The sequence below is a fragment of the Bradyrhizobium sp. KBS0727 genome (assembly GCF_005937885.2).
Classification (GTDB): domain Bacteria; phylum Pseudomonadota; class Alphaproteobacteria; order Rhizobiales; family Xanthobacteraceae; genus Bradyrhizobium.
Window position 1 is genome coordinate 2,755,990 of sequence record NZ_CP042176.1, and the last position, 21,648, is coordinate 2,777,637.

The following is a 21,648-nucleotide window of genomic DNA, read 5'->3' on the forward strand; positions in this document are numbered from 1 at the left end:
GGTGCGGAATATCGCGCACGCATTGTTTTCGGAAAACAGGATGCCGTCCGGCCCGGCAAAAGTCTACCGGGCAGGGGCGGTGGGCCCATGCGGAAATGCGGGGGAGATGGCAACCGCCGGCCTCATCGGGCCGGCGATTGGCGCAGGTTACAACCCAAAGCTTCGCGGATGCGAACCGCGCGCTCAGGCGGCGCTGGCGGCCGGTTTCGCGCGGGTGGCCTCGTCGTCGAACGCGCTCGAGATGTCGCGCATGCTGATGACGCCGATCAGGCTGTAATTGTCGATCACCGGCAGGTGGCGGATGTGCGCGCGGTTCATGACGTGGCGGACGTGCTCGAGCGTATCGGTCGAGTTGCACGACACCAGCTGCTGCACCGAGATCAGCTGCGAGACCTTCAGGTTGGCGCCGGCAGCGCCGTGTTCGGCAATGGCGCGAACCACGTCGCGCTCGGTGAACATGCCGACCGCGGTGTTGCCCTCGGTGCGGACGACGTCCTTGACGACCAGCGCGCTGATATTGCTGGAGCGCATCAGCTGGGCTGCAATGGCGACGGTCTCGTTCATGCGGACCGTGGCGACACGGGCGGCTTTCTTGCGCAGGACATCTCCGACTTGCATGGCAACCTCCTAGTGTGGGTCAGGTGAGAATTCTGGTATACATAATGCCAATTGTCAATCCGGAACGATCCAAGCATCCGCCCAATTCTTGCAAATAAACAGGCAGTATTGCTGACGTTTCAGGCTGTCGCCGGCGGTCTCTGTCGCGTTGCAGCGGCCACCAAAACAGGTTGCTTGCATTTTGCATTCCTGAAATACGGCGCGCAAAAAAAGCGGCGCACCGGAGTGCGCCGCTTTGGTTTGGGTGGCGGCCAGCCTCAGGCGATCTCGGCAGTCCCGGCGGCGGTCTCGTCGGCCGCGGTTTCGTTGCCGAGGATGAAGGCGCGCCGCAGCGGCTTGATCACGAACAGTGCCATCAGGGCCGCGGTCGCGTTGAGCGCGACGGCGATCACGAACACCGCCTGCCAGCCGTAGCTGGTGGCGACGATGCTGGCGAGCGGCACCAGCAGCGAGGCGGTGCCCTTGGCCGTGTAGAGCATGCCGTTGTTGGTGGTGGCGTATTTGGCGCCGAAGGTATCGCCGCAGGTGGCGGGGAACAGGCTGTAGATTTCACCGAACACGCCGAAATACACCGCGGTCGCCAGCACGAAGACGACAGGCACATGGCCGTAGGCCGACAGCGTCAGCAGCATCACCGCCGCGGTGCCGAACGCGATGAACATGGTGTGCTCGCGGCCGATCGTGTCGGAGACCCAGCCGAAGAACGGACGGCCGAAACCGTCAAAGATGCGGTCGAGCGAGATCGCAAAGGTCAGCGCCGCCATCTGGAAGCCGGCGAGGCTGACCGGCGTGTTGGCGATCTTGAAGTCGTGCGCGATCGGCGCGATCTGCGCCGCCGTCATCAGTCCGCCGGCCGCGACCATCACGAACACGGCGTACATCACCCAGAAGATCGGGCTGCGCAGCACCTGCGGCGGCGTGAAGTCGATCCTGGTCTGCGGCAGGTTGAGCTGCTTCTTCTTGACCGGCATCGCCACCGTCGGCCGGCGAATGAAGAAGGCGAGGATGAAAACGATCAGGCCCTGTCCGATGCCGAAATCGAGGAAAGCGGCCTGATAGCCGCTGGCGCTGATCATGTTGGCGATCGGCACGACCGTGATCGCTGCGCCCGCGCCGAAGCCGGCCGCGGTTGCGCCCGCGGCGAGGCCGCGGCGATCGGGAAACCATTTCAGCGCATTGCCGACGCAGGTGCCGTACACAGCACCTGCGCCGATGCCGCCGATCACGGCTGCGGTGTAGAGCAGCGTCAACGAGTCCGCGTAGGAATTCAGGATCCAGGCCAGCGCGATCATCATGCCGCCGAACATCACGACGATGCTCGGGCCGTATTTGTCGACGAACCAGGCTTCGACCGGCACCAGCCAGGTCTCCGTCACCACGAAGATCGTGAAGGCCAACTGGATCGCCGCGCGGCCCCAGTGGTTTTTCGCGTCGATCGGGTCGACGAACAGCGTCCAGCCGTATTGGAGGTTCGCAATCATCGCCATGCAGACGATGCCCATCACGAGCTGGAGCCAGCGGAAGCCGCTGGAAGAAGGCGCCGCCGGCGTGGCGGCGGTTGTGCTGGAAACCATGTGTCCTCCCAGGCGCGTTGCCGTTTGTGACTTAGTGTCGCAAAGGTTGTGACCGATCGTCGCACGCGTTGGTCGGATGCTGGTATATTATATTCCAAGATGCAAGCTAATCGTTGGTTGCGATGCAGCATACTCCCAAGGCAAATCGTATTGTTCCTGCGCGAGAAATCCGTGCCGGGCCGAGGCCGGGCGCAACAAAAAAGCGCCCGACCCTGGGTCGAGCGCTTCGCTTGCAACGGGCTGGTTGGTTAGGCGGCGACCGCCTTGGCCACCACGGTCTTGCGCCATGGCTTGAGCACCAGGATCGCCAGCAGCGACGCCAGGATATTGGCGCCCGCCGCGATGACGAACACCCTGTCCCAGGTCCCCGAGGTTTGCTGCATGTAGTTCGCGATCGGAACCAGCAGCGCGGCGGTGCCCTTTGCGGTGTAGAGCAGGCCCGCATTGGTGGTCGCGAACTTGGCGCCGAAGGTATCGGTGCAAGTCGAGGGGAACAGCGAATAGATCTCACCCCAGGCAAAGAACACGAAGCCCGACAGGATGACGAACCAGACCGGATCGTGACCGAGCATGTAGAGCGCCCAGATGCCGACGCCCTCCATGCCGAACGCGATGAACATGGTGTTCTCGCGGCCGATCATGTCGGAGATCCAGCCGAAGAACGGGCGCGTCAGGCCGTTGAGAACCCGGTCGATGGTGGCGGCGAATGTCACCGCCGTCATCGTCATTCCGATAAGGGTGACCGGGATCGCATCGACCTTCCAGTCGACCGCGATCGGCTTGAGGTTCGCCGTGACCATCAATCCGCCGGCGCCCACGATCACGAACATGAAATACATCAGCCAGAAGATCGGCTGGCGGATCACTTCGGTCGGCTGGTAGTTGCGGCGGGTCTGGATCACGTTGGCATTGGCGATCGCCGTCGGAACCTGTCCGGCCTTCGGTGCGAGCAGGAAGAAGGCGAGCAGCACGATGATGATGCCCTGGCCTAGCCCGAAATACAGGAAGGTGGTCTGGAAGCCGGAATCCTTGATCATGGCCTGGATCGGCGCCACCGTCAGCGCCGAGCCGGCGCCGAAACCGGCCGCGGTGATGCCGGCGGCGAGGCCGCGCTTGTCGGGAAACCATTTCAGCGCATTGCCGACGCAGGTGCCGTAGACGCCGCCGGCGCCGATGCCTGCCACGATCATCCCGAGATAATAGCCGTTCAGCGTGGTCGCCTCGGCGTTGATCGCCCAACCGATGGCGCACAGGATGCCGCCGACGAGGACGACGAGGCGGGGGCCGTATTTATCGACGAACCAGCCTTCGATCGGCACCAGCCAGGTTTCGAACAGCACAAACAGCGTGAACGCCCACTGGATCGAGGCGCGGTCCCAGCCGAATTTCTTCTGGATGTCGGGGACGAAGAAGGTCCAGCCGTATTGGTAATTGGCGATCATCACCATCGCGGCGACACCGATCGCAAGCTGCGTCCACCGATAGGTGTCGCTCACACGTGCGGCTGTGGGGGCCGTTGCCTGAACCATATCCGTCATAGCTCCTCCCGAAGCGCGCTTCTGTTGTTACGTGAGCGCTATGCCGGCATTTTGGTATTCGATATGCCAAGGTTCAAGCGAATTGGCGCGGCAGCACGGGGTGCGTGCTTATATGTCGCAGCACGCGTGCCCGGCGACGAAGGTGGCGCAATGGCGCCATAAAAAATGGCCCCGGTGATCGGGGCCATTGGTCAATAGTCGAAGGCGGGGGAGGAGCCGGGCGCAATTCACGAAAAACGTTGATCGCAGCCCGTGATTCGCAGGGTCTCAGAGACCGAAGCGGGGCAGGTCGCCGTTGCGGTTGGCGATGCGTGCGCTGGCCATCAACAGCCGGTCGATCGTGGCCATCAGGCGGCCGAACAGCGAGCTGGAGGGTACGAGGCCGATGGAAGCAGTCTTGGACATCTGGGTCCCCTTTTCTTGAAGTGCGGAGCGGTTCCGCTTCGTGATCTGGGGTCAATATATGTATACCAGATGCCAGCCACAACAGACTTGTTTGCATAGCAGCAATCGGCCGGTTGCAATGCAGCATATATGAGACGATTGGCATTCCAGATCATGAAAAGGCCGCCGGAAACCGGCGGCCTTGGCAGATCCTCTGGCAAATTCAGGCAGGTAAGGCGGGTCTATTCCGCTGCCTGCTTGCGCGGCGGGTCGAGCGCGCCGGAGTCGTGGATTTCAGCTACCTGGTGATCGGAGAAGCCGAGCACCTGGCGCAGGATTTCGTCGGTGTGCTCGCCGAGCAGCGGCGAGCGGGTGACGTCGCTCGGCGAGTCCGACAGCTTGATCGGGTTGCCGACCGAGATGTACTTGCCGCGCGTGGGATGATCGACCTCGACCACGGTGCCGGTCGCGCGCAGCGACTGGTCTTCCGCGATCTCCTTCATCGACAGGATCGGACCGCAGGGGATGTCGTCCTTGTTGAGGATGTCCATCGCCTCGAACTTGGTCTTGGTCATCGTCCACTGTTCGATGCGGGCGAAGATCTCGTTGAGCCGCGACAGTCGGGCAGGCGGCTTGGCGTAATCCGGATGGGTCTTCCAGCCGGGCTCGCCGATCACGTCGCAGATCTTCTCCCAGACCGGCGCCTGGGTGATGAAGTAGATGTAGGCGTTGGGATCCTGCTCCCAGCCCTTGCACTTCAGGATGCGGCCGGGCTGGCCGCCGCCGGAATCGTTGCCGGCGCGCGGCACCGCGTCGCCGAACGGAATGCCTTCGCCGAACTGGCTGTATTCCTTCAGCGGGCCATGGGCGAGGCGCTGCTGGTCGCGCAGCTTGACGCGCGCCAGGTTGAGCACGCCGTCCTGCATCGCGGCCGTGACCTTCTGGCCCTTGCCGGTGACGGTGCGCTGATAGAGCGCGGTGACGATGCCGAGCGCGAGATGCAGGCCGGTGCCGCTGTCGCCGATCTGCGCGCCGGTGACCAAGGGCAGGCCGTCGCGGAAGCCGGTAGTCGATGCCGCGCCGCCGGTGCACTGGGCGACGTTCTCATAGACCTTGCAGTCTTCGTAGGGTCCGGGACCAAAGCCCTTGATCGAGGCCACGATCAGCTTCGGGTTGATGCTCTGGATTTTCTCCCAGGGAAAACCCATGCGGTCGAGCACGCCGGGCCCGAAATTTTCCACCAGCACATCGCAAGTCTTCATTAGCGCCGTGAGGACTTCCTTACCCTTCGGGTTCTTGGTGTCGAGCGTGATCGAACGCTTGTTGTGGTTCAGCATGGTGAAATACAGGCTGTCCACGTTGGGGATGTCCTGCAACTGGCCGCGGGTGATGTCGCCGACGCCGGGACGCTCGACCTTGATCACGTCGGCGCCGAACCAGGCCAGCAACTGCGTGCAGGTCGGTCCCGACTGGACGTGGGTGAAATCGAGAATGCGAACGCCCGTGAGCGCCTTTGTCATCGTCTTGCTCCGTACTCTGTCTGCCCTGCAACGTGCAGGATGGATTGGGGTATGATCGAATTACTTCTTCTTCAGCACGCTTTGCGGATTGAGGTTGCCGATCCGGCCGCTCTCAGAGCCTGCCGCCGGATCGATCACCGCGTTGATCAGCGTCGGCTTGCCGGAATCCATCGCTTCGTTGACGGCGCGCTTCAGTTCGTCGGGCGAGGTCGCGTTGACGCCGACGCCGCCGAAGGCCTCCATCATCTTGTCGTAGCGCGAGCCCTTGACGAACACCGTCGTCGCCGGATCGGAGCCTGCCGAGTTGACGTCGGTGCCGCGATAGATGCCGTCATTGTTGAAGATGACGATGCAGATCGGCAGCTTGTAGCGGCAGATGGTCTCGACCTCCATGCCGGAGAAACCGAACGCCGAGTCGCCTTCGACCGCCAGCACCGGCTTGCCGGTCTCGATCGCCGCGGCAATCGAATAGCCCATGCCGATGCCCATCACGCCCCAGGTGCCGACGTCGAGCCGCTTGCGCGGCTTGTACATGTCAATGACGCCACGGGCGAGGTCGAGGGTGTTGGCGCCTTCGTTGACGAAGATCGCGTCGGGCCGTTCCTTGACGATGGTGCGCAGCGCGCCGAGCGCGCCGTGATAATCCATCGGCGAAGCGTTGCTCATCAGCTTCGGCGCCATCTTGGCGACGTTCTCGTCGCGCTTCTTGGCAACCGTCGCGAGCCAGTCGGCCGGGGCGGGCGACCAGTTGGCACCCATGGCTTCCAAGAATGCCGACGCGCAGGAGCCGATATCGCCGACCACCGGGGCCACGATCTCGACGTTGGAATCCATTTCCTTCGGCTCGATATCGATCTGGATGAACTTCTTCGGGGCTTCGCCCCAGGTCTTGCCCTTGCCGTGCGAGAGCAGCCAGTTGAGACGGGCGCCGATCAGCATGACGACGTCGGCGTCCTTCAGCACGGTGGAGCGTGCGGCACCCGCCGACTGCGCATGGGTGTCCGGCAGCAGGCCCTTGGCCATGCTCATCTGCAGGAACGGCACGCCGCTCTTTTCGACGAAGGCGCGGATGTCGTCATCGGCCTGCGCGTAGGCCGCACCCTTGCCGAGAATGATGAGGGGACGCTTGGCGCCCTTGAGCACATCAAGCGCGCGCTTGACGGCGGACGGAGCAGGAATCTGCGCCGGTGCGGCGTCGATTACCTTGACCAGCGACTTGGCGCCGGCGGCCGCATCCATCACCTGGCCGAACAGCTTTGCGGGCAGATCGAGATAGACGCCGCCCGGACGGCCCGACACCGCGGCGCGGATCGCACGCGCCAGACCGATGCCGATGTCGGCGGCATGGAGGACGCGGAACGCCGCTTTGCACAGCGGCTTGGCAACCGCGAGCTGGTCCATCTCTTCATAGTCGCCCTGCTGCAGGTCGACGATTTCGCGCTCGGAGGAACCCGAGATCAGAATCATCGGGAAGCAGTTGGTGGTGGCATGCGCCAGCGCGGTCAGGCCGTTGAGAAAGCCGGGCGCCGAGACGGTGAGGCAGACGCCGGGCTTCTTGGTCAGAAAGCCGGCGATCGACGCGGCATAGCCGGCGTTCTGCTCGTGACGGAACGACAGCACGCGGATGCCGGCCGACTGCATCATGCGGCCGAGGTCGGTGATCGGAATCCCCGGCACGCCATAGATGGTGTTGATGCCGTTGAGCTTCAGCGCGTCGATGACGAGATGAAAGCCGTCCGTTAGTTCCCCTTGCAGCTCTTGCTCGGAGCCCGGTGCTTCGGTCTTGGTCGCGGTGTTCAGCATCGGTTTCTCTCCCTGATCGCTTTGGTTCGGACGAGTTTGATCGTCTTCGAAGTTGCTTCTTTAGGTAAAAAGTTCTTGGCCGTGCGCCTCGACATAGGCGGCAAGGCCGAGCGTGTGATCGCGTGCGCGCTTCTCGGCGAGCTCGGTATCGCGCGCTTCCAGCGCCTCGATGATGCCCATATGCTCGGGCAGTGAAGTCGCGGTGCGATCCGTCCGTCCGATGGTCAATTGCCGGTAGCCGCGCACGTGCAGCAGGATGTCGTTGGTCATGTCGACCAGCACAGGCGATTCCGACAGCGAGATCAGCGCCTGATGGAAGGCGATATTGGCCTTGGAATATTCCTCGACGTGATCCTGCGGCAGGCGGTCCTTGCCGAAATCCTTGAAGAAGTCGCGCAGCGCCGTGATGTCCTTCTTGCGCGCGGTGGTCGTGATCAGGCGCGCGGCCATGCTCTCGAGGGCCGCCCAGGCGCGGATCATGTCGACGATCTCGGTCTTGGTGCGGCGGACCACCACGATGCCGCGGCGCGGCACGGTTTTGACGAAGCCGTCCTGCTCCAGCATCGCGATGGCTTCGCGAATGGGGGTGCGGCTGACGCCGAGGCGTTCCGACAAGGCGCGCTCGTCGAGCATCACCTGCTCGGGCGTCGTATAGATGTCCATCTTGAGAATAGCTTCCTTCAAGGCCTCATAGGCCTTGGTCTTGAAGCTGGTCTCAGGCGCAATCCGAACGATCGCGATATCTGCCTCGGGCATAACAGGCGAAGCCTTGGGTTGTTTGCGTGCGGGCACGATTCGTCTCCATCCATGGGAGACATCTTGTAGCAGAAGATTACCTTTAGATTTTTGGCATACCAAATACCAGAATGTCAAGTTGCCCGTGTTTTCAGCGTTTCCACAAGATCATGCGGCTTGACAATAGCTCCGCTGGCATACCAAATGCCATAAAATAGACGTCCCCCCGGAGGAAGCCAATGTCAAATTCCAAAGATGCCGTCCGCAAGGTTCTCGATGCGGTCAAAGCGGATAAGCGCACCAGCCTGACGGCGCCTGAAGGCAAACTGGTGTGCGACGCCTACGGAATCCCGGTGCCGAAGGAGGGCGTGGCCAAATCCGCCGCCGAGGCCGCCAAGCTCGCGGTCGCCATGGGCTTCCCGGTGGTGATGAAGATCGTCTCCCCTGACATCCTGCACAAGACCGAGGCCGGCGGCGTCGTGGTCGGCGTCAAGACCGCGGCGGATGCCGAGAAGAGCTACGACGCCATTCTCGCCAATGCGAAGAAGTATAAGGCTGACGCCAAGATCGAAGGCATCCAGGTTCAGCAGATGCTGGCCGGTGGCACCGAAGTCATCGTTGGCTCCATTACCGACGGATCGTTCGGCAAGCTGGTGGCGTTCGGCCTCGGCGGCGTGCTGGTCGAGGTGTTGAAAGACATCACCTTCCGCCTTGCGCCCGCGACCAAGGACGACGCGCTGTCGATGCTGGACGGCATTCAGGCCCATGACATGCTGAAGGGCGTGCGCGGCGGCGATCCCGTCAACCGCGACGCGCTGGCCGACGTCATCGTCAAGGTGTCGCAACTCGTCAGCGACTTCCCCGAAATCGTCGAGCTCGACCTCAACCCGGTGTTCGCCACCAAGAAGGACGCGATTGCCGCCGACGTGCGCATCGTCGTCGATTTCGACTACAAGCCGCGTCCGGCGCCGCGCCCGACCGAGGAAATCGTCGTCGCGATGAACCGTATCATGCAGCCGAAGGGCGTTGCCGTGATCGGCGCCTCCGCCGAGGACGGCAAGATCGGCAACTCCGTGATGAAGAACCTGATCAACGGCGGCTACAAGGGCGAGATCTATCCGATCCACCCGAAGGCTGCCGAGATCCTGGGCTACAAGGCCTACAAGAGCGTCAAGGACGTGCCCGGCGTGATCGACACCGCGGTGTTCGCGATTCCGGCAAAGTTCGTCGCCGGAGCCCTGGTCGAGTGCGGCGAGAAGAAAATTCCCGGCGCCGTGCTGATTCCGTCGGGCTTTGCCGAAGCGGGCGCCCCTGAACTGCAGGCCGAGATCGTCGAGATCGGCAACAAGTACAATGTCCGCCTGATGGGGCCGAACATCTACGGCTTCTACTATACGCCCGCCAATCTCTGCGCCACGTTCTGCACCGCCTACGACGTCAAGGGTTCGGCGGCGCTGTCGTCGCAGTCCGGCGGAATCGGCATGGCCATCATCGGCTTCTCGCGCTCGGCCAAGATGGGCGTCTCCGCGATCGTCGGCCTCGGCAACAAGTCCGACATCGACGAGGACGATCTGCTCGCCTTCTTCGAGCAGGACCCCAACACCAACCTGATCGCACAGCATTGCGAGGACCTGAAGGACGGCCGCGCCTTCGCGGAAGCCGCCAAGCGCGTCTCCAAGAAGAAGCCGGTGATCGTGCTCAAGGCCGGCCGCACCTCGGCCGGCGCCAAGGCAGCGTCGTCGCACACCGGCGCGCTCGCCGGCAACGACAAGATCTACGAGGACGTGTTCAACCAGTCCGGCGTGATCCGCGCCCGCTCACTTCGGCAATTGCTCGAATTCGCGCGCGGCGTTCCGGTGCTGCCGACGCCGAAGGGCGAGAACATCCTGATCATCACCGGCGCCGGCGGTTCCGGCGTGTTGCTCTCGGACTCGGTGGTCGACAACGGCATGTCGCTGATGGCGATGCCGCCGGATCTCGACGCCGCGTTCCGCAAGTTCATCCCGCCGTTCGGCGCGGCCGGCAATCCGGTCGACATCACCGGTGGCGAACCGCCGATCACCTATGTCAACACCGTCAAGCTCGGGCTGTCGGATGAGCGTATCCATGCGCTGATCCTCGGCTACTGGCACACCATCGTGACGCCGCCGATGGTGTTCGCGCGCAACATGGTCGAAGTGAAGAAGGAGATGGAGGCCAAGGGCTTCGTGAAGCCGATGGTCGCCTCGCTGGCCGGCGACGTCGAGGTCGAGGAGGCCGCCGAATATCTCTACCAGAACGGCATTCCGGCCTACGCCTATTCGACCGAACTGCCGGTCGAGGTGCTGGGCGCCAAGTACAAGTGGGCACGCGGCGCGGGCCTGCTGTAACGATCCATACGCGCGATGTTGCGCAGATGCCGCCGGGGTTTCCGGCGGCATTTTTGTTTGGAACCGGAACCGCCGGAACCGCTGCCGTGACGCCATAAGCGGCAGAAGGAACCGGAACATTCTCGCGCGTCCGACGGTTGAAACGCATCGTCAATTTACCGGAGGACATGATGAACAATCGTTTTGCTGTTTCGCTGCTTGCGGCTTCGCTGCTGACTTCGGGCGCGGCCTTCGCGCAATCCACCACGGCAACCGGCGCCGCCAATGGCGCGGCCGCGGGCGGCTCGGTGGCGGGCCCGGTCGGCGAGATCGTCGGCGGCACCGTGGGTGCTGCAGTTGGTGCGGCCGTGGAAATTCCGAACGCGGTGATCACGTCGGTGACATCAGAGCGGACGCCGTCGGTGACGGTACGTGAGCGTGTCGTCGTCGGCGAGCCGCTGCCGCCGGCCGTCGAGTTGCGGCCGGTGCCGAGGCACACCGAATATCGCTATGCCGTCGTCAACGATCGCCGCGTGATCGTGGAGCCGCGCACGCGCAGGGTCATCAAGATCATTGAATGATGATCGGGATCATCGAATGATGATCGGGATGATCGACTGATGATCGATCCTCGCGGGACATTGGTCCCGCGGGGATCGTCGTATCAGGAAGGGCTGGCGCCGGTTTGCCGGGTTCGGCGGAAGATCCAGTCCAGCGCTGCGGCAATCGCAAGCCCGACGCAGGCCGCCAGCGCATCGACAACAAAGTCTTCCACGCGGGCATGCCGTCCGGGCGCCCAGAATTGCAGGATCTCGATCAGGCCGGTGAGCCCGACGGCAACGACGGCCGTCAGCCACCGGTTGCTTGTGTAAGCGAGGCCGAAGGCAAGCCCGAGCAGCACGAAGGCCAGCGCATGCTCGCCGTCCTGTCCGAGGTTGGAATGGGGCCGGTACCCGGGTGGGCCAAGCGTCGCAAAGGCGACAGCGGCGGCAAGACACCAGGCGAACACCCTGAGAAGGATCGTGATCATCGCGATCGGATAGCACACTTCGCGTGACGGATAATCCGCTCATGCGAGCCTGCAACACTGTGTGGTTAATTTGCCCGGAGCTTCGGCTGCTCAGAGCAAATTTTACAGCGGTTCCCGCACGCCCATGCCGTGCATGAAGCGCTCGCGGATCTGCACGGGATCACGGCGGGTGGTTCCGGTGCCGGGCTTGTCGTCGATCCGGACGCCGATCAGGGTCGGGCCCGAGGCCGACATCGATTGCTCGATCAGGCGTTCGAAATCTTCCTCGTCCGCGGCCCAGGCGCTGTTGGTTAACCCGCTCGCGACCGCGATGGCGACGAGGTCAGCGACCGCGGCACCCGGCGTCGGTTGTGCGCCGGTGATTTGGTAGATGCCGTTGTCCATCACCACCATGGTCAGGTTCTTCGGTTTAAGCGTCGCGATCGTCGACAGCGAGCCGAGCTGCATCAGGAGCGAGCCGTCGCCCTCGAGCGCGAACACACGGCGCTGCGGTTGCGCCAGCGCCACGCCGAGCGCGATCGGGAAGGCGAGGCCCATGCTGCCGAGCATGTAGAAATTCTGCGGCCGGTGACCGGCGGCCCAGAGGTCGAAATTGGTGTTGCCGATGCCGCCGATCACGGCTTCCTCGTTCTTCAGCTTCGCGACCAGCCGCGAGGTGAGATCGAACCGGTTCATGACCTTGGTATTGCGGGCGGGATTGTCGGCGGCGGTGTTCATGAGATCGCTCACTTGTCGAAGACTTTGCCGCCGGTCAGGAGCGGCGAGAGGATCAGCGCCACCGGCGCCTGCGTGGTGAGGGCCTGCTTGATCGAGCGGTCGACGATGAACTCGAATTCGTCGAGCCGGGTGCAGGTGTGATGCTCCATCGCCAGGCTATCCAGCACCGGGCGCATGGTGCGGCACACCAGCGACTGGCCGTAGTTGAATTCGCCGAGCGTGCCGCGTTCGGACACGAACATGATCAGCGGGATCTGGTAGGGGATCGCCAGCGACGCCAGGATATTGGCGAGCGTGGCAAAGCCGGAGGTCTGCATCAGCACCGCGCCGCGCATGCCGGCCATCCAGGCGCCGGAGACGATGCCGACCGCTTCTTCCTCGCGGGCGGTGGGAAAGGTGGTGAAAAACGGATCGGCGTGAACGTTCTTGATCAGCGTGGTCAACACGCGATCGGGAACGTAGGGCACCAGCCTGATGTCGTTGCGTTTGAGCGCCTCCAGCACGATGCCGTGCCAGGTGGTTTCTTGCGCCTTTTCCTGCGCGCTCTGGGGCGACGTATGTGCCTCGGCAACCGCCATCTCGGTCTCCCTTTACCCGCGACGATGTTTCGTTCGCGCATCGTTCGAGCGCCGAACTTGACGTTCGCGGCGGGATTGTCAACATGCTCTCGCGTTACCGTGATCTGCTGACTTGCCGATGCCGTCGGCATGCCACCATGTGAAACGAGAAGTAATGAACAACACGGGGAGGGCGCCATGGCCAGATGGTTCCGGACGGCTGCTTTGCCGTCGCTTTAGCCGACGCCGCAGCCGATCCCCGCCGCCACCCCCGCAAAACGCCGTGGTTTTCCGAACTGAAAGTTGCCAGCCAAAATGACCGTCAACAACAAGCGCGTGTTCTACGTCAAATATCTCGCCCACCCGGTCTACGAGGAAATCATCAAGGCCCGTCCCGACGTCCGGCTGGACCGGCTCGAGAATGAGAGCCCCGATGCGGTCTCGGCGCCGATTTTGTCGGCGGCGCATGCCTATCAGATCGGGGCGGCGCGCGATGAGCTAGCGCCGCATTTCCACGTCCATCGGGATCTGCTGCAGCGGGCGCCCAACCTCCTGATCGTTTCCTCCAACGGCGCGGGCTTCGACCCCGTCGACGTCGACGCCTGCACGGCGGCGGGCGTGCTGGTCGTCAATCAATCCGGCGGCAACGCCAATTCAGTCGCCGAGCATGCGCTGGGCATGCTGCTGACGCTGTCGAAGCGCATCCTCGAAGCCGACCGCGCGCTGCGGCGCGATGCCAATGTCAATCGCAATGCGCTGATGGGCAACGAAGCCAAGGGCAAGACCATCGGCATCGTCGGGATCGGCAATGTCGGCCGCCGCATCGCCGAGCTCTGCAAGGGCCTCTTGCACATGAAGGTGATCGCCTACGACCCATTCCTGAGCGCCGAGGAAATCGCCGCACGGGGCGCGGAGAAGGTCGAACTCGACGACCTGATGCGTCGCTCGGATTTCGTGTCGATCTCGTGTCCGCTGAACAAGGACAATCGCGGCATGATCGGCGCGCGCCAGTTCGCGCTGATGCAGCCGCATGCGTTCTTCATCACCACCGCGCGCGGCTTCATTCACGACGAGAAGGCGCTGTACGACGCGCTGCGCGAAAAACGTATCGCCGGCGCCGGCCTCGACGTCTGGGACAAGGAGCCGCCGCCGCCGGAGCACCCGCTGCTGCAGTTCGACAACGTGCTGGCGAGCCCGCATACGGCAGGCGTCACCAAGGAAGCGCGCGAGAACATGGGCCGGATCGCGGCCGAGCAAATCCTCGATGCGCTCGACGGCAAGCGGCCGCCGCGCGTCATCAACCCCGAAGTATGGCCGGCTTACGCGAAGCGTTTCGAGCGGACCTTCGGGTTTGCGCCGAAATAGGGTCGTGGATGGCATGGCCGAACCAGAAGCCCGTTTCTACGAGTCCCAGGGACTGCGGCTGCATTATGCCGACTGGGGCAACGCGGCCGCGCCGCCGCTGCTCCTGATCCATGGCGGGCTCGATCACTGCCGCAACTGGGATGCGATCGCGCGGGCATTGCAGCCGCATTTTCACATCGTGGCCCCGGATCTGCGCGGGCACGGCGATTCCGATTGGGCCAAGGGAAGCAGCTATGGTCTCGCCGACAATGTCGTCGACCTCACGCGCCTGATCGCCATCGCGGGGCTGAAGGACGCCGCCATCATCGGCCATTCGATGGGTGGCATGGTCGCGCAGGCCTATGCCGGAACGTTCCCCGAGCGGGTGTCGCGGCTGGCCGTGCTGGACGGCACCTTCCTGTCCTACGCCAGTCCCGCGCCGATCGACGAACAGATGTCGCGCTGGATCAAGCAGCTCGAGCGGATCGGACAGCACGAACCCAGCGCCTTCAAGACGATCGACGAAGCGGCGCAGCGGCTTTCGGGGCGCAACAAGCGGCTGACGCCGGAGCAGGCGCTGCATCTGGCACGCCACGGCGTCCGGCAGCACGCCAATGGTCTCTATCGCTGGAAGTTCGATCATTACCAGCGGGCGAGGGCGCCGTATCGATTGTCGCCGAACGACTATATCGGCCTGTGGTCGCGCATCGCTTGTCCGACCCTACTGATGTGGGGCAGCGAAAGTTTCCTGGCCGATCCGGAGGCCGCCGGCCTGCTGGCGCATTTCAAGCAGGCCGAGATGCTGAAGATCGCGGGCGCCGGGCACTGGCTCCATCACGACCGGCTCGATGAAGTGCTGGCGGCGCTGCGGCGGTTTCTCGGCGTGCCGGCCTGAGCAGAGTGCTTACAGAAACGCGAACCTGAAGGCCGATCCGTTCGAGATCACCCGGCCCGCCGTCGGCGCCGGAAAATGCGCCGGCAGCAGGATGCTCGGCGTATCCGCCAGTTGTTCGAGCAATTTGACGCGCGTGTTCCGCGCCATCTCAAGGTCGAAATCGGCGGCGTTCGAGAGCCAGGGCGCCGCGCACTGGATCGGATGGTGGATCACGTCGCCGGACACGACGGCATGATCGTGGCCGCCGCGGAGGTCGATCATCATGTTGCCGATGGTGTGGCCGGGCGCCGGAACGAAACGGAAGGTGGCCTCGTGGTCGTCGAACACGCAGTGGTCGCTGTCGACAAATTCGGCCTGTCCGGCGGCGACGACGGGCAGCACCGAGTCCTCGAACGAGCCGCGATTGACCGCGCGTCCGGGATTCTTCCGGTGATGCCGGTCCCAATGGTCGTATTCCGTCCGTCCCATCAGGTAGCGCGCCTTGGGGAAGGTCGGGACCCAGCGTCCGTCGACCAGCCGCGTGTTCCAGCCGACGTGATCGACATGCAGATGGGTGCACATCACGAAATCGACGTCCTCGGGGCGCACGCCGAGCGCTGCCATGTTCTCGATATAGGGCTGGTTGAGCCGATGCCAGAAGGGCAGGCCCGGGCGCTCCTTGTGATTGCCGCAGCAGGTATCGACGATGGCGGTCCAGCGCGGCGTGCGCACCACATAGGAATGGTGGCTGAGAATGAAGCGGCCGGTCTCCGGCTCGATATAACGATGATCGAGCCAGTCGCGATTGGCCGCGATCACCTCGTCGGTGACATTGGCAAATAGGAACTCCTTGTCGAGCGGCAGGGCTGGTATTTCGACCAGTCGGTCGATCCGCATGTCACCGATGGTGAGTTGTCGCATTGGACTGTCTTCCGCTGATCAGTTCCGCAGCAACTCGCCGAAGCCGACCCAGCGCGTCCCGTCGAAGCGGATCAGTTGCAGGACGGTCATCGGCGTATAGCGGTCCGGCGAGTTGTTCACCGCGGTACCGTTGATGAGCATCGGCAGGCGAAGGTCCTTCAAGCTGGTCGCCTGCTTCATGACATTGGCACGCGTAAGATCATTGCCGGCAGCCTTCAGCGTCGCGACCAGTGTCTGCGCGATGGTGTAACCGTAGACGTTGAGCCAGTCGGTCTTGTTGGCGTCCGGCAGGTACGTGTCCATGAAGGCCAGCCATTCCCTGTAGCCGGCATCGTCCTTCAGGCCGGGATCGGTGCCGTCCTTCAGATATTGGCTGGAGATCACGCCGGTCGAATTGTCGCGGCCGGCGGGCTCCAGCACGCCGCTGATCGAGGCCGAGACGTTCGAGATGATCGTGACCGGCTTCCAGCCGATTTCGCCGATCTTGCGGATCGCCTGCGCCGCAAATTTCGGCGTCGCCGCCACCAGCACGACATCGGCGCCGCTGCTCTTGAGCGTCAGGATCTGGGTATCGACGGTCGGTGACGTGGTCTCATAAGGCGCCCTGGCAACGATCTGCTCGCCGCCGCCCAGGCCCTCTTCGAGGGCTTTCAGATAGTCCTTGCCAAGGTCGTCGTTCTGATAGAGCACCGCGACCTTCGCGTTCGGATGGCTGGCCTTGATGTATTTGGCATAGGCCAGCGCCTCGTCGCGATAGGTCGGCTGCCAGCCCACGGTCCATGGAAAATTCTTCGGATCGTCCCACTTGGCGCCGCCGGAGCCGAGGAAAAGCTGCGGCACCTTGCGGTCGTTGAGGTATTTGTGCACGGCGCTGTTGGTCGGCGTTCCGACCCCGCCAAAGATCAGCAGCACCTCGTCGCTCTCGACCAGGCGTCGGGTCTGTTCGACGGTCTTGGGCGGGCTGTAGGCATCGTCGGCGATGATCATTTGGATCTGCCGCCCGTTGACGCCGCCCTCCGCATTGACCTTCCTGAAATAGGCTTCGGCGGATTTGGCGATCTGCGCAAAGGCGGAAACCGGGCCGCTCAGCGGCGCCGTGGTTCCGATCTTGATGGTCTTGTCGTCGGCGCCGGGATCGTATTTCGCCGGCGTCTGCGCTTGCGCAGAAATGGCGGCGAGCATCGACAGCGCGACGCCAAGGGCGGGTAGCTGGATTCCGGGAAATCGGCGCATCGGTACTTCTCCCTGTTGTTCCGCCTCTTCGGGCGGCTCCAAATCGTTGACGAGTACGAACGAACGATCGTTCGTCTGTTGACTATCGAACGAGCGTTCGTTAGTCAACAGATCGTTCGTCTGTTGACTATCGAACGAGCGTTCGTTAGTCAACGTGCATGATCGCACCCGCTTCCAGCACGGCCGAGCCGGCGGCGCCCTCGACCCGCGAGCGCATTCTCGCCGAGGCGCTGAATCTGTTTGCCGAGAGTGGTTACGGCGGCGCCTCGATGCGCGAACTGGCGCGCCGGGTCGGTGTCCGCGAGAGCAGCCTCTACAACCATTTTCCGGGCAAGGCCGCGATCCTGGAGGCGATCGTCAGCGAGCACGGGCCGGCCAGTTCGGCGAGTCGGCTCGAGGCGCCGCGCTATCGGCAGCTTCGGCAACAGCCGGCCGCGTTCTGCCGGCAGTTTGCGCTCGACCTCGTCGCGCAATGGTCGGACCCGCGCGAGCACCAGTTCCAGAAGGTCATCACGGCCGAACGCAACCGCGTGCCGGGCATTCGCGCAAAATTCGCCGACCAGTTCTATTCGCGCGAACAGCGCCTGATGACGGACTATTTTCGCGGTTTTGCGCTCGCCGGCCTGATCTCGACCACGGATCCGCGCGAGATGGCGCGGCTGTTTGCGGCCGGTCTGATCTTCATTCGCCTCGAACACTTTGTGATGGGCGCGCAGCCGTCGGCCCATGGCAAGGTGATGGAGGCCGTCGATCATTTCCTCGCATTTTTCCTGTCCTTGCTCGCGGTCAGGGATATCGACGGGGTCGCCGCGGCAAAGCCGGGCAACGCAAAAACCAAACCAAGAAAAGCCAAGGGAGAGACGCGTGGCAAGGATACCCCTGATTGACCCGGAGCAGACCACCGGAGACATCCGCGCTTCCTTTGACAGGATGCCGGTCAAACTGAACATCTTTCGCATGATGGCGCATGCCGAAGCCAACATGATCCCGGCGATGCGGCTCGGCAATTCGATCTTGCATCGCCAGAAGCTAAGCGCTGTCAACCGCGAATTGCTGATCCTGCAGGCAGCCCAGCTGGAAGGCGGCGCCTATGAGTGGCGTCAGCACGTCCCGATCGCGCTCGGCGTCGGCGTGACGCAGGCCCAGGTCGACGCGCTGGCGCAGAATAACTACGAGAACCGCGCGTTCAATGCGGCCGAGCGGGCGCTGCTGTCGTTCGGGCGCGAAGTGATCGAGAACGTTCGCGTTCCCGCCGAGATCTTTGCGCCGATGCGCCAGCATTTCAGCGATCAGGAAATCGTCGAATCGATTGTCGCGATCGGATTTTACATGATGATGGCGCGACTGACGGAAGCAACCGAGACCGATCTCGATCCGTCGGCCGGCATGACCGTGTTCAACGTCGGCAAGAAGCCGGCAACCGCGTAAGCCGCCTTGCTCATTCTGCGCGAGCCGCGCCCAACCCGACACGAGGTGAAAAAAATGTCAGACAAGATACGGTACGTCCGCGAGCTGAGCGCGGAATCCAAAGGCGAGGCGCCGGGCCGCGGCAGGCTTCAGGGCCGCCGCATTCTGGTGGTCGGCGGCGGGCAGCGAACTTTCGACGCCGAGACCGATCCGGTTGGAAACGGCCGGGCAATGTCGCTGGTGTTCGCCAGGGAAGGGGCCCATGTCGCGGTGGCCGACATGAACCGCGCCAGCGCCGACGACACCGTCGGGCGCATCGCGCGTGAAGGCGGCCGCGCCTTTTCCATCGAGGCCAACATCGCCGGCGAAGCCGATGTGAACCGGATGATCGAAGAGGCAATCGATGGCCTCGGCGGCCTCGACGGCATGGTGCTCAATGTCGGCATCGGGATCGGCGCGCTCGGCATCGACGGCGTCGACCTCGGGGAATGGAACGACACCTTCGCGGTCAATCTCACCGGGCCGATGCTCTGCTGCCGCAAGGCGCTGCGGCACCTCGACCCGGGTTCGTCGATCGTGTTCATCTCGTCGATCGCCGGCCTTCGCTCCGGCTCGCGGCTGGTCGCCTACGATACGTCGAAGGCGGCGCTAGGCGGCCTGATGCGCAATGTCGCCAAGGAAGGCGCCCGGCGCGGTATCCGCGCCAATATCGTTTGCCCGGGCCTGGTCGATACGCCGCTGGGCCGTCACACCAGCGCCGGCCGGCCGTCGCGTAGCGCATCGGGGGCGCCGTTCGGGCGGATGGCGACGGGATGGGAGATCGCCTACGCCGTGCTGTTTTTCATGTCCGACGACAGCGTTTACGTCAACGCGCAGACGCTGGCGGTCGACAGCGGAATCACGGGTCTATAGGCCGGAAACCGGGGAGAAAATTTCCTCCGCCGTCGGGTCCATTGTAGCAATAAACCCACTGCCCACGGGGACCCGGACGAAGCGCTCATTGCTATTTTCGCTGACATCTCGACTAGTTGGCCGCGCAAGCCCATTTTCCGTAGTGCGCCTATCGCTGGAACCTTGTTCCACCGGCGCAGATGGAAGATGTGAGATGCAACAGCTTCGTTCATTGCTGCGCGGCGCGCCCTCCCGGATCGGGCGTCGGCTGTCCCAGATCGTCGCTATCGCCGCCGCCAGCCTGCCGGCCGCGGGCGCGTAAGCGATCTGATATCCAGAGTTCACATCGCAGCGACTATTTCCATTCCGTCGTGGCGCTTGTGCGTCTCAGCAAATAGACATCCATGATCCATCCGTTGGTCTCGCGCGCCTGCGTGCGGGCCTTCAGGATTCGCGGACCTGTTTCTGCCAGCGGGCCGGCAAGCGTGATCTCCTGGGGCATGCCGACATAGGCGCCCCACCAGATGGTTACATCAGCGGGATCGAGATGCTGGAAGGCGCAGTCGCCATCGAGCATCACCACCAGCGTATCGATGCCTACAGGCCAACCGCCCTCGCGCAGCCGTCGACCGGTGGTGACGAGAAACGGTGCGCCGATTTCATTCAGTGGAATCGCATGCGATGCGGTCAAGGCGTTGATCGAGGTGATGCCCGGGATCACCCGCACCCTCGGCGCGGGTTTCAGGCGCGAGGCAATCCGCAGCGTGCTGTCGTAGAGCGTTGGATCGCCCCAGACCAGCAGCGCTACCGTTCCGCCGCCTGCAAGTTCGGATTGAATCGTATCGGACCAGACATCGGCGATGGCGTCGTGCCAGTCATCGACGCCGCCGCGATAGTCGGGGTTGCTCTGGTCGCGGCGGGGCAGGTCGAATTCCACAATTCTTGCGGCGGGATTCGTTACTACCTCGGCGCAGATCGAACGGCGGAGATCGGCGAGGTCGGCCTTGTCCGCGCCCTTGCGCGGGATCAGGATCAGATCGGCGGCGTTGAGCGCCCGGATCGCCTGCAGCGTCAGGTGCTCGAGGTTGCCGGTGCCGATGCCCACCAGGAGAAGTTCGATCATCTGGCTCCCAAATGAAAACGCGGCCGACATGGCGGCCGCGTTGGTTCTTTGCGCCCTCGAATCAGGCGGCGTGGTAGAGCCGCTGCGTCACCAGCGGCGAGCCGCGCAGCGCATGCAACGACTTGGCTGCGGCCAGGATCGCGAGATCGGCCAGCGGCTCGATCAGGACGACGGCCATGTAGGCGGCGCCGAAGCTTGCGACCGAGGACAGGTTCGCGGCGCTGAAACCCGCGCCGTAGATCGCCCAGAACGCCACCCAGGCCACCACCCCGCCCTGATAGGCGGTCGAGAGCGTCAGCGCCTGGCTGTACTTCAGGTCGACATAGGCGGTACCGGGCGCGATCACCCGTCCAGCCAGCGCGTGAAGCGCGAACAGCGGAACCAGTAGCGTGGTGACGTTCATGCCATATTGCGGCAGGTCGATCGGCGAAAAGAACAATCCCTGAATCAGCAGGCCAGTTGCCAGCCCGATCGCCGAAGGCGCGGCGCCCAGGATCAGGAATAAGGTCGAGCCCAGGATGAAATGCACCTCGGATACGCCGACCGGAAAATGCGGCATGACCTCGAAGAAGATGAAAACGCAGACGGTTGCGATCGCGCTGCGCAGGAGCAGCGATACCGGGCCCTTTTCGCCGAGCGAACGGACGACGGACCTGAGGGCAACTGCACCTGCTGCGGCGGCAGTCGCATAACTCAGTACGATTTTGCTGCTGTCGACGAGACCGGGTTCGATATGCATGAAGTCCTCCGTGCCGTCTTCCCCGACGGCGGTTGGTGTAGCGAGGCAGTTTTGGTGCAACGTGCACCGGACGGCAGGTCTCCTGACTTGCGGGTTGTCGCCGCTCCGGACCTTCCCAGCCCGAGATGGGCCAGTGGTATTTTCCGGGGCGGCTCGCCGCTTACAGTTGCGGGGGCAGTCGCGGATTCGGCGCCTGATGGCTAGGCCTCACCGCATTCCCTTTTCATCCCTTCGGCTTTTTAAGGCCACGGGGAACCGTCATCGCTAGCGTTGTCACCGGCCTCAGGCCAAG

General features: G+C 63.5%; 21 protein-coding genes and 1 riboswitch. Of the genes, 7 read left to right on the top strand and 14 right to left on the bottom strand.

All coding sequences use genetic code 11. The features are described from left to right. Window positions 1–183: 183 nt before the first annotated feature. From FFI89_RS12485 to FFI89_RS12510, 7 genes are all read right to left on the bottom strand, one after another. The gene (locus tag FFI89_RS12485) at window positions 184–618 is read right to left on the bottom strand and encodes a CBS domain-containing protein (protein ID WP_138836914.1); all 435 of its coding nucleotides are present in this window, start codon (window positions 616–618) and stop codon (window positions 184–186) included. Window positions 619–875: 257 nt separating this feature from the next. Continuing rightward, window positions 876–2,192, bottom strand: coding sequence for an oxalate/formate MFS antiporter (gene oxlT, locus FFI89_RS12490; RefSeq protein WP_138836916.1), 1,317 nt, complete (start codon window positions 2,190–2,192; stop codon window positions 876–878). A gap of 248 nt (window positions 2,193–2,440) precedes the next feature. Continuing rightward, window positions 2,441–3,730: an oxalate/formate MFS antiporter gene (oxlT, locus tag FFI89_RS12495; RefSeq protein ID WP_138836918.1), complete on the bottom strand. Its 1,290-nt coding sequence runs from the start codon at window positions 3,728–3,730 to the stop codon at window positions 2,441–2,443. A gap of 267 nt (window positions 3,731–3,997) precedes the next feature. Then, window positions 3,998–4,135, bottom strand: a complete 138-nt coding sequence (locus tag FFI89_RS34325; protein WP_168212875.1) for a hypothetical protein — start codon at window positions 4,133–4,135, stop codon at window positions 3,998–4,000. Window positions 4,136–4,356: 221 nt separating this feature from the next. Beyond that, a complete protein-coding gene (frc, locus tag FFI89_RS12500) occupies window positions 4,357–5,634 on the bottom strand; it encodes a formyl-CoA transferase (RefSeq protein WP_138836920.1) in 1,278 nt (425 codons plus the stop codon). A 60-nt stretch (window positions 5,635–5,694) separates the two neighbouring features. After that, window positions 5,695–7,437 carry an oxalyl-CoA decarboxylase gene (gene oxc, locus FFI89_RS12505; RefSeq protein ID WP_138836922.1) on the bottom strand — a complete coding sequence of 581 codons (1,743 nt, stop codon included), beginning with the start codon at window positions 7,435–7,437 and terminating at the stop codon, window positions 5,695–5,697. Window positions 7,438–7,497: 60 nt separating this feature from the next. Further along, window positions 7,498–8,193 (bottom strand): GntR family transcriptional regulator, encoded by a 696-nt coding sequence (locus tag FFI89_RS12510; RefSeq protein WP_168213155.1) that lies wholly within the window; start codon window positions 8,191–8,193, stop codon window positions 7,498–7,500. A 218-nt stretch (window positions 8,194–8,411) separates the two neighbouring features. Here FFI89_RS12510 and FFI89_RS12515 point away from each other — a divergent pair, with 218 nt between their 5' ends. Together FFI89_RS12515 and FFI89_RS12520 are read left to right on the top strand one after the other, a co-directional pair. Then, on the top strand, window positions 8,412–10,541 hold the full coding sequence (locus FFI89_RS12515; protein ID WP_138836924.1) for an acetate--CoA ligase family protein: 2,130 nt from the start codon (window positions 8,412–8,414) through the stop codon (window positions 10,539–10,541). A 170-nt stretch (window positions 10,542–10,711) separates the two neighbouring features. Then, window positions 10,712–11,101, top strand: a complete 390-nt coding sequence (locus FFI89_RS12520) for a DUF1236 domain-containing protein (protein WP_138836926.1) — start codon at window positions 10,712–10,714, stop codon at window positions 11,099–11,101. An 83-nt stretch (window positions 11,102–11,184) separates the two neighbouring features. Here FFI89_RS12520 and FFI89_RS12525 read toward each other — a convergent pair whose 3' ends face one another. From FFI89_RS12525 to FFI89_RS12535, 3 genes are all read right to left on the bottom strand, one after another. Beyond that, a complete protein-coding gene (locus FFI89_RS12525) occupies window positions 11,185–11,547 on the bottom strand; it encodes a VanZ family protein (protein WP_138839201.1) in 363 nt (120 codons plus the stop codon). Window positions 11,548–11,652: 105 nt separating this feature from the next. Next, window positions 11,653–12,267 carry a thiamine pyrophosphate-dependent enzyme gene (locus FFI89_RS12530; protein ID WP_138836928.1) on the bottom strand — a complete coding sequence of 205 codons (615 nt, stop codon included), beginning with the start codon at window positions 12,265–12,267 and terminating at the stop codon, window positions 11,653–11,655. Window positions 12,268–12,275: 8 nt separating this feature from the next. Next, a complete protein-coding gene (locus FFI89_RS12535; RefSeq protein WP_138836930.1) occupies window positions 12,276–12,845 on the bottom strand; it encodes a thiamine pyrophosphate-binding protein in 570 nt (189 codons plus the stop codon). Between the two features lie 294 nt (window positions 12,846–13,139). On the opposite strand from FFI89_RS12535, the gene FFI89_RS12540 reads away from it, so the two are divergent. Next, window positions 13,140–14,189 carry a hydroxyacid dehydrogenase gene (locus FFI89_RS12540; protein ID WP_138836932.1) on the top strand — a complete coding sequence of 350 codons (1,050 nt, stop codon included), beginning with the start codon at window positions 13,140–13,142 and terminating at the stop codon, window positions 14,187–14,189. Window positions 14,190–14,202: 13 nt separating this feature from the next. Further along, window positions 14,203–15,063: an alpha/beta fold hydrolase gene (locus tag FFI89_RS12545; RefSeq protein ID WP_138836934.1), complete on the top strand. Its 861-nt coding sequence runs from the start codon at window positions 14,203–14,205 to the stop codon at window positions 15,061–15,063. A 9-nt stretch (window positions 15,064–15,072) separates the two neighbouring features. On the opposite strand, the gene FFI89_RS12550 is transcribed toward FFI89_RS12545, so the two are convergent. Next, window positions 15,073–15,963: an MBL fold metallo-hydrolase gene (locus tag FFI89_RS12550; protein ID WP_138836936.1), complete on the bottom strand. Its 891-nt coding sequence runs from the start codon at window positions 15,961–15,963 to the stop codon at window positions 15,073–15,075. Between the two features lie 18 nt (window positions 15,964–15,981). After that, complete coding sequence (locus FFI89_RS12555; protein ID WP_138836938.1) at window positions 15,982–17,196, bottom strand: ABC transporter substrate-binding protein; 1,215 nt, start codon at window positions 17,194–17,196, stop codon at window positions 15,982–15,984. Window positions 17,197–17,354: 158 nt separating this feature from the next. Between FFI89_RS12555 and FFI89_RS12560 the strand changes: the two genes are divergently transcribed. From FFI89_RS12560 to FFI89_RS12570, 3 genes are read left to right on the top strand one after another with little or no spacing between them, the layout of a single operon-like run. After that, window positions 17,355–18,083: a TetR/AcrR family transcriptional regulator gene (locus FFI89_RS12560; RefSeq protein WP_138836940.1), complete on the top strand. Its 729-nt coding sequence runs from the start codon at window positions 17,355–17,357 to the stop codon at window positions 18,081–18,083. Further along, on the top strand, window positions 18,061–18,624 hold the full coding sequence (locus FFI89_RS12565; protein ID WP_138836942.1) for a carboxymuconolactone decarboxylase family protein: 564 nt from the start codon (window positions 18,061–18,063) through the stop codon (window positions 18,622–18,624). The genes FFI89_RS12560 and FFI89_RS12565 overlap by 23 nt, the downstream gene beginning before the upstream one ends. 54 nt (window positions 18,625–18,678) lie before the next feature. Then, on the top strand, window positions 18,679–19,515 hold the full coding sequence (locus FFI89_RS12570) for an SDR family NAD(P)-dependent oxidoreductase (protein WP_138836944.1): 837 nt from the start codon (window positions 18,679–18,681) through the stop codon (window positions 19,513–19,515). A 334-nt stretch (window positions 19,516–19,849) separates the two neighbouring features. Here FFI89_RS12570 and cobF read toward each other — a convergent pair whose 3' ends face one another. Then, complete coding sequence (cobF, locus tag FFI89_RS12575; protein ID WP_138836946.1) at window positions 19,850–20,617, bottom strand: precorrin-6A synthase (deacetylating); 768 nt, start codon at window positions 20,615–20,617, stop codon at window positions 19,850–19,852. Between the two features lie 61 nt (window positions 20,618–20,678). Next, complete coding sequence (locus FFI89_RS12580; protein ID WP_138836948.1) at window positions 20,679–21,356, bottom strand: energy-coupling factor ABC transporter permease; 678 nt, start codon at window positions 21,354–21,356, stop codon at window positions 20,679–20,681. A 54-nt stretch (window positions 21,357–21,410) separates the two neighbouring features. Further along, window positions 21,411–21,631, bottom strand: a riboswitch (cobalamin riboswitch). Window positions 21,632–21,648 lie beyond the last annotated feature (17 nt).

What these genes read in the sequence shown, in the direction of transcription:
- FFI89_RS12485 (WP_138836914.1), bottom strand. Translation starts at nt 618, where the DNA reads ATGCAAGTCGGAGATGTCCTGCGCAAGAAAGCCGCCCGTGTCGCCACG.
- oxlT (WP_138836916.1), bottom strand. Translation starts at nt 2,192, where the DNA reads ATGGTTTCCAGCACAACCGCCGCCACGCCGGCGGCGCCTTCTTCCAGC.
- oxlT (WP_138836918.1), bottom strand. Translation starts at nt 3,730, where the DNA reads ATGACGGATATGGTTCAGGCAACGGCCCCCACAGCCGCACGTGTGAGC.
- FFI89_RS34325 (WP_168212875.1), bottom strand. Translation starts at nt 4,135, where the DNA reads ATGTCCAAGACTGCTTCCATCGGCCTCGTACCCTCCAGCTCGCTGTTC.
- frc (WP_138836920.1), bottom strand. Translation starts at nt 5,634, where the DNA reads ATGACAAAGGCGCTCACGGGCGTTCGCATTCTCGATTTCACCCACGTC.
- oxc (WP_138836922.1), bottom strand. Translation starts at nt 7,437, where the DNA reads ATGCTGAACACCGCGACCAAGACCGAAGCACCGGGCTCCGAGCAAGAG.
- FFI89_RS12510 (WP_168213155.1), bottom strand. Translation starts at nt 8,193, where the DNA reads ATGCCCGAGGCAGATATCGCGATCGTTCGGATTGCGCCTGAGACCAGC.
- FFI89_RS12515 (WP_138836924.1), top strand. Translation starts at nt 8,412, where the DNA reads ATGTCAAATTCCAAAGATGCCGTCCGCAAGGTTCTCGATGCGGTCAAA.
- FFI89_RS12520 (WP_138836926.1), top strand. Translation starts at nt 10,712, where the DNA reads ATGAACAATCGTTTTGCTGTTTCGCTGCTTGCGGCTTCGCTGCTGACT.
- FFI89_RS12530 (WP_138836928.1), bottom strand. Translation starts at nt 12,267, where the DNA reads ATGAACACCGCCGCCGACAATCCCGCCCGCAATACCAAGGTCATGAAC.
- FFI89_RS12535 (WP_138836930.1), bottom strand. Translation starts at nt 12,845, where the DNA reads ATGGCGGTTGCCGAGGCACATACGTCGCCCCAGAGCGCGCAGGAAAAG.
- FFI89_RS12540 (WP_138836932.1), top strand. Translation starts at nt 13,140, where the DNA reads ATGACCGTCAACAACAAGCGCGTGTTCTACGTCAAATATCTCGCCCAC.
- FFI89_RS12545 (WP_138836934.1), top strand. Translation starts at nt 14,203, where the DNA reads ATGGCCGAACCAGAAGCCCGTTTCTACGAGTCCCAGGGACTGCGGCTG.
- FFI89_RS12550 (WP_138836936.1), bottom strand. Translation starts at nt 15,963, where the DNA reads ATGCGACAACTCACCATCGGTGACATGCGGATCGACCGACTGGTCGAA.
- FFI89_RS12555 (WP_138836938.1), bottom strand. Translation starts at nt 17,196, where the DNA reads ATGCGCCGATTTCCCGGAATCCAGCTACCCGCCCTTGGCGTCGCGCTG.
- FFI89_RS12560 (WP_138836940.1), top strand. Translation starts at nt 17,355, where the DNA reads ATGATCGCACCCGCTTCCAGCACGGCCGAGCCGGCGGCGCCCTCGACC.
- FFI89_RS12570 (WP_138836944.1), top strand. Translation starts at nt 18,679, where the DNA reads ATGTCAGACAAGATACGGTACGTCCGCGAGCTGAGCGCGGAATCCAAA.
- cobF (WP_138836946.1), bottom strand. Translation starts at nt 20,617, where the DNA reads ATGATCGAACTTCTCCTGGTGGGCATCGGCACCGGCAACCTCGAGCAC.
- FFI89_RS12580 (WP_138836948.1), bottom strand. Translation starts at nt 21,356, where the DNA reads ATGCATATCGAACCCGGTCTCGTCGACAGCAGCAAAATCGTACTGAGT.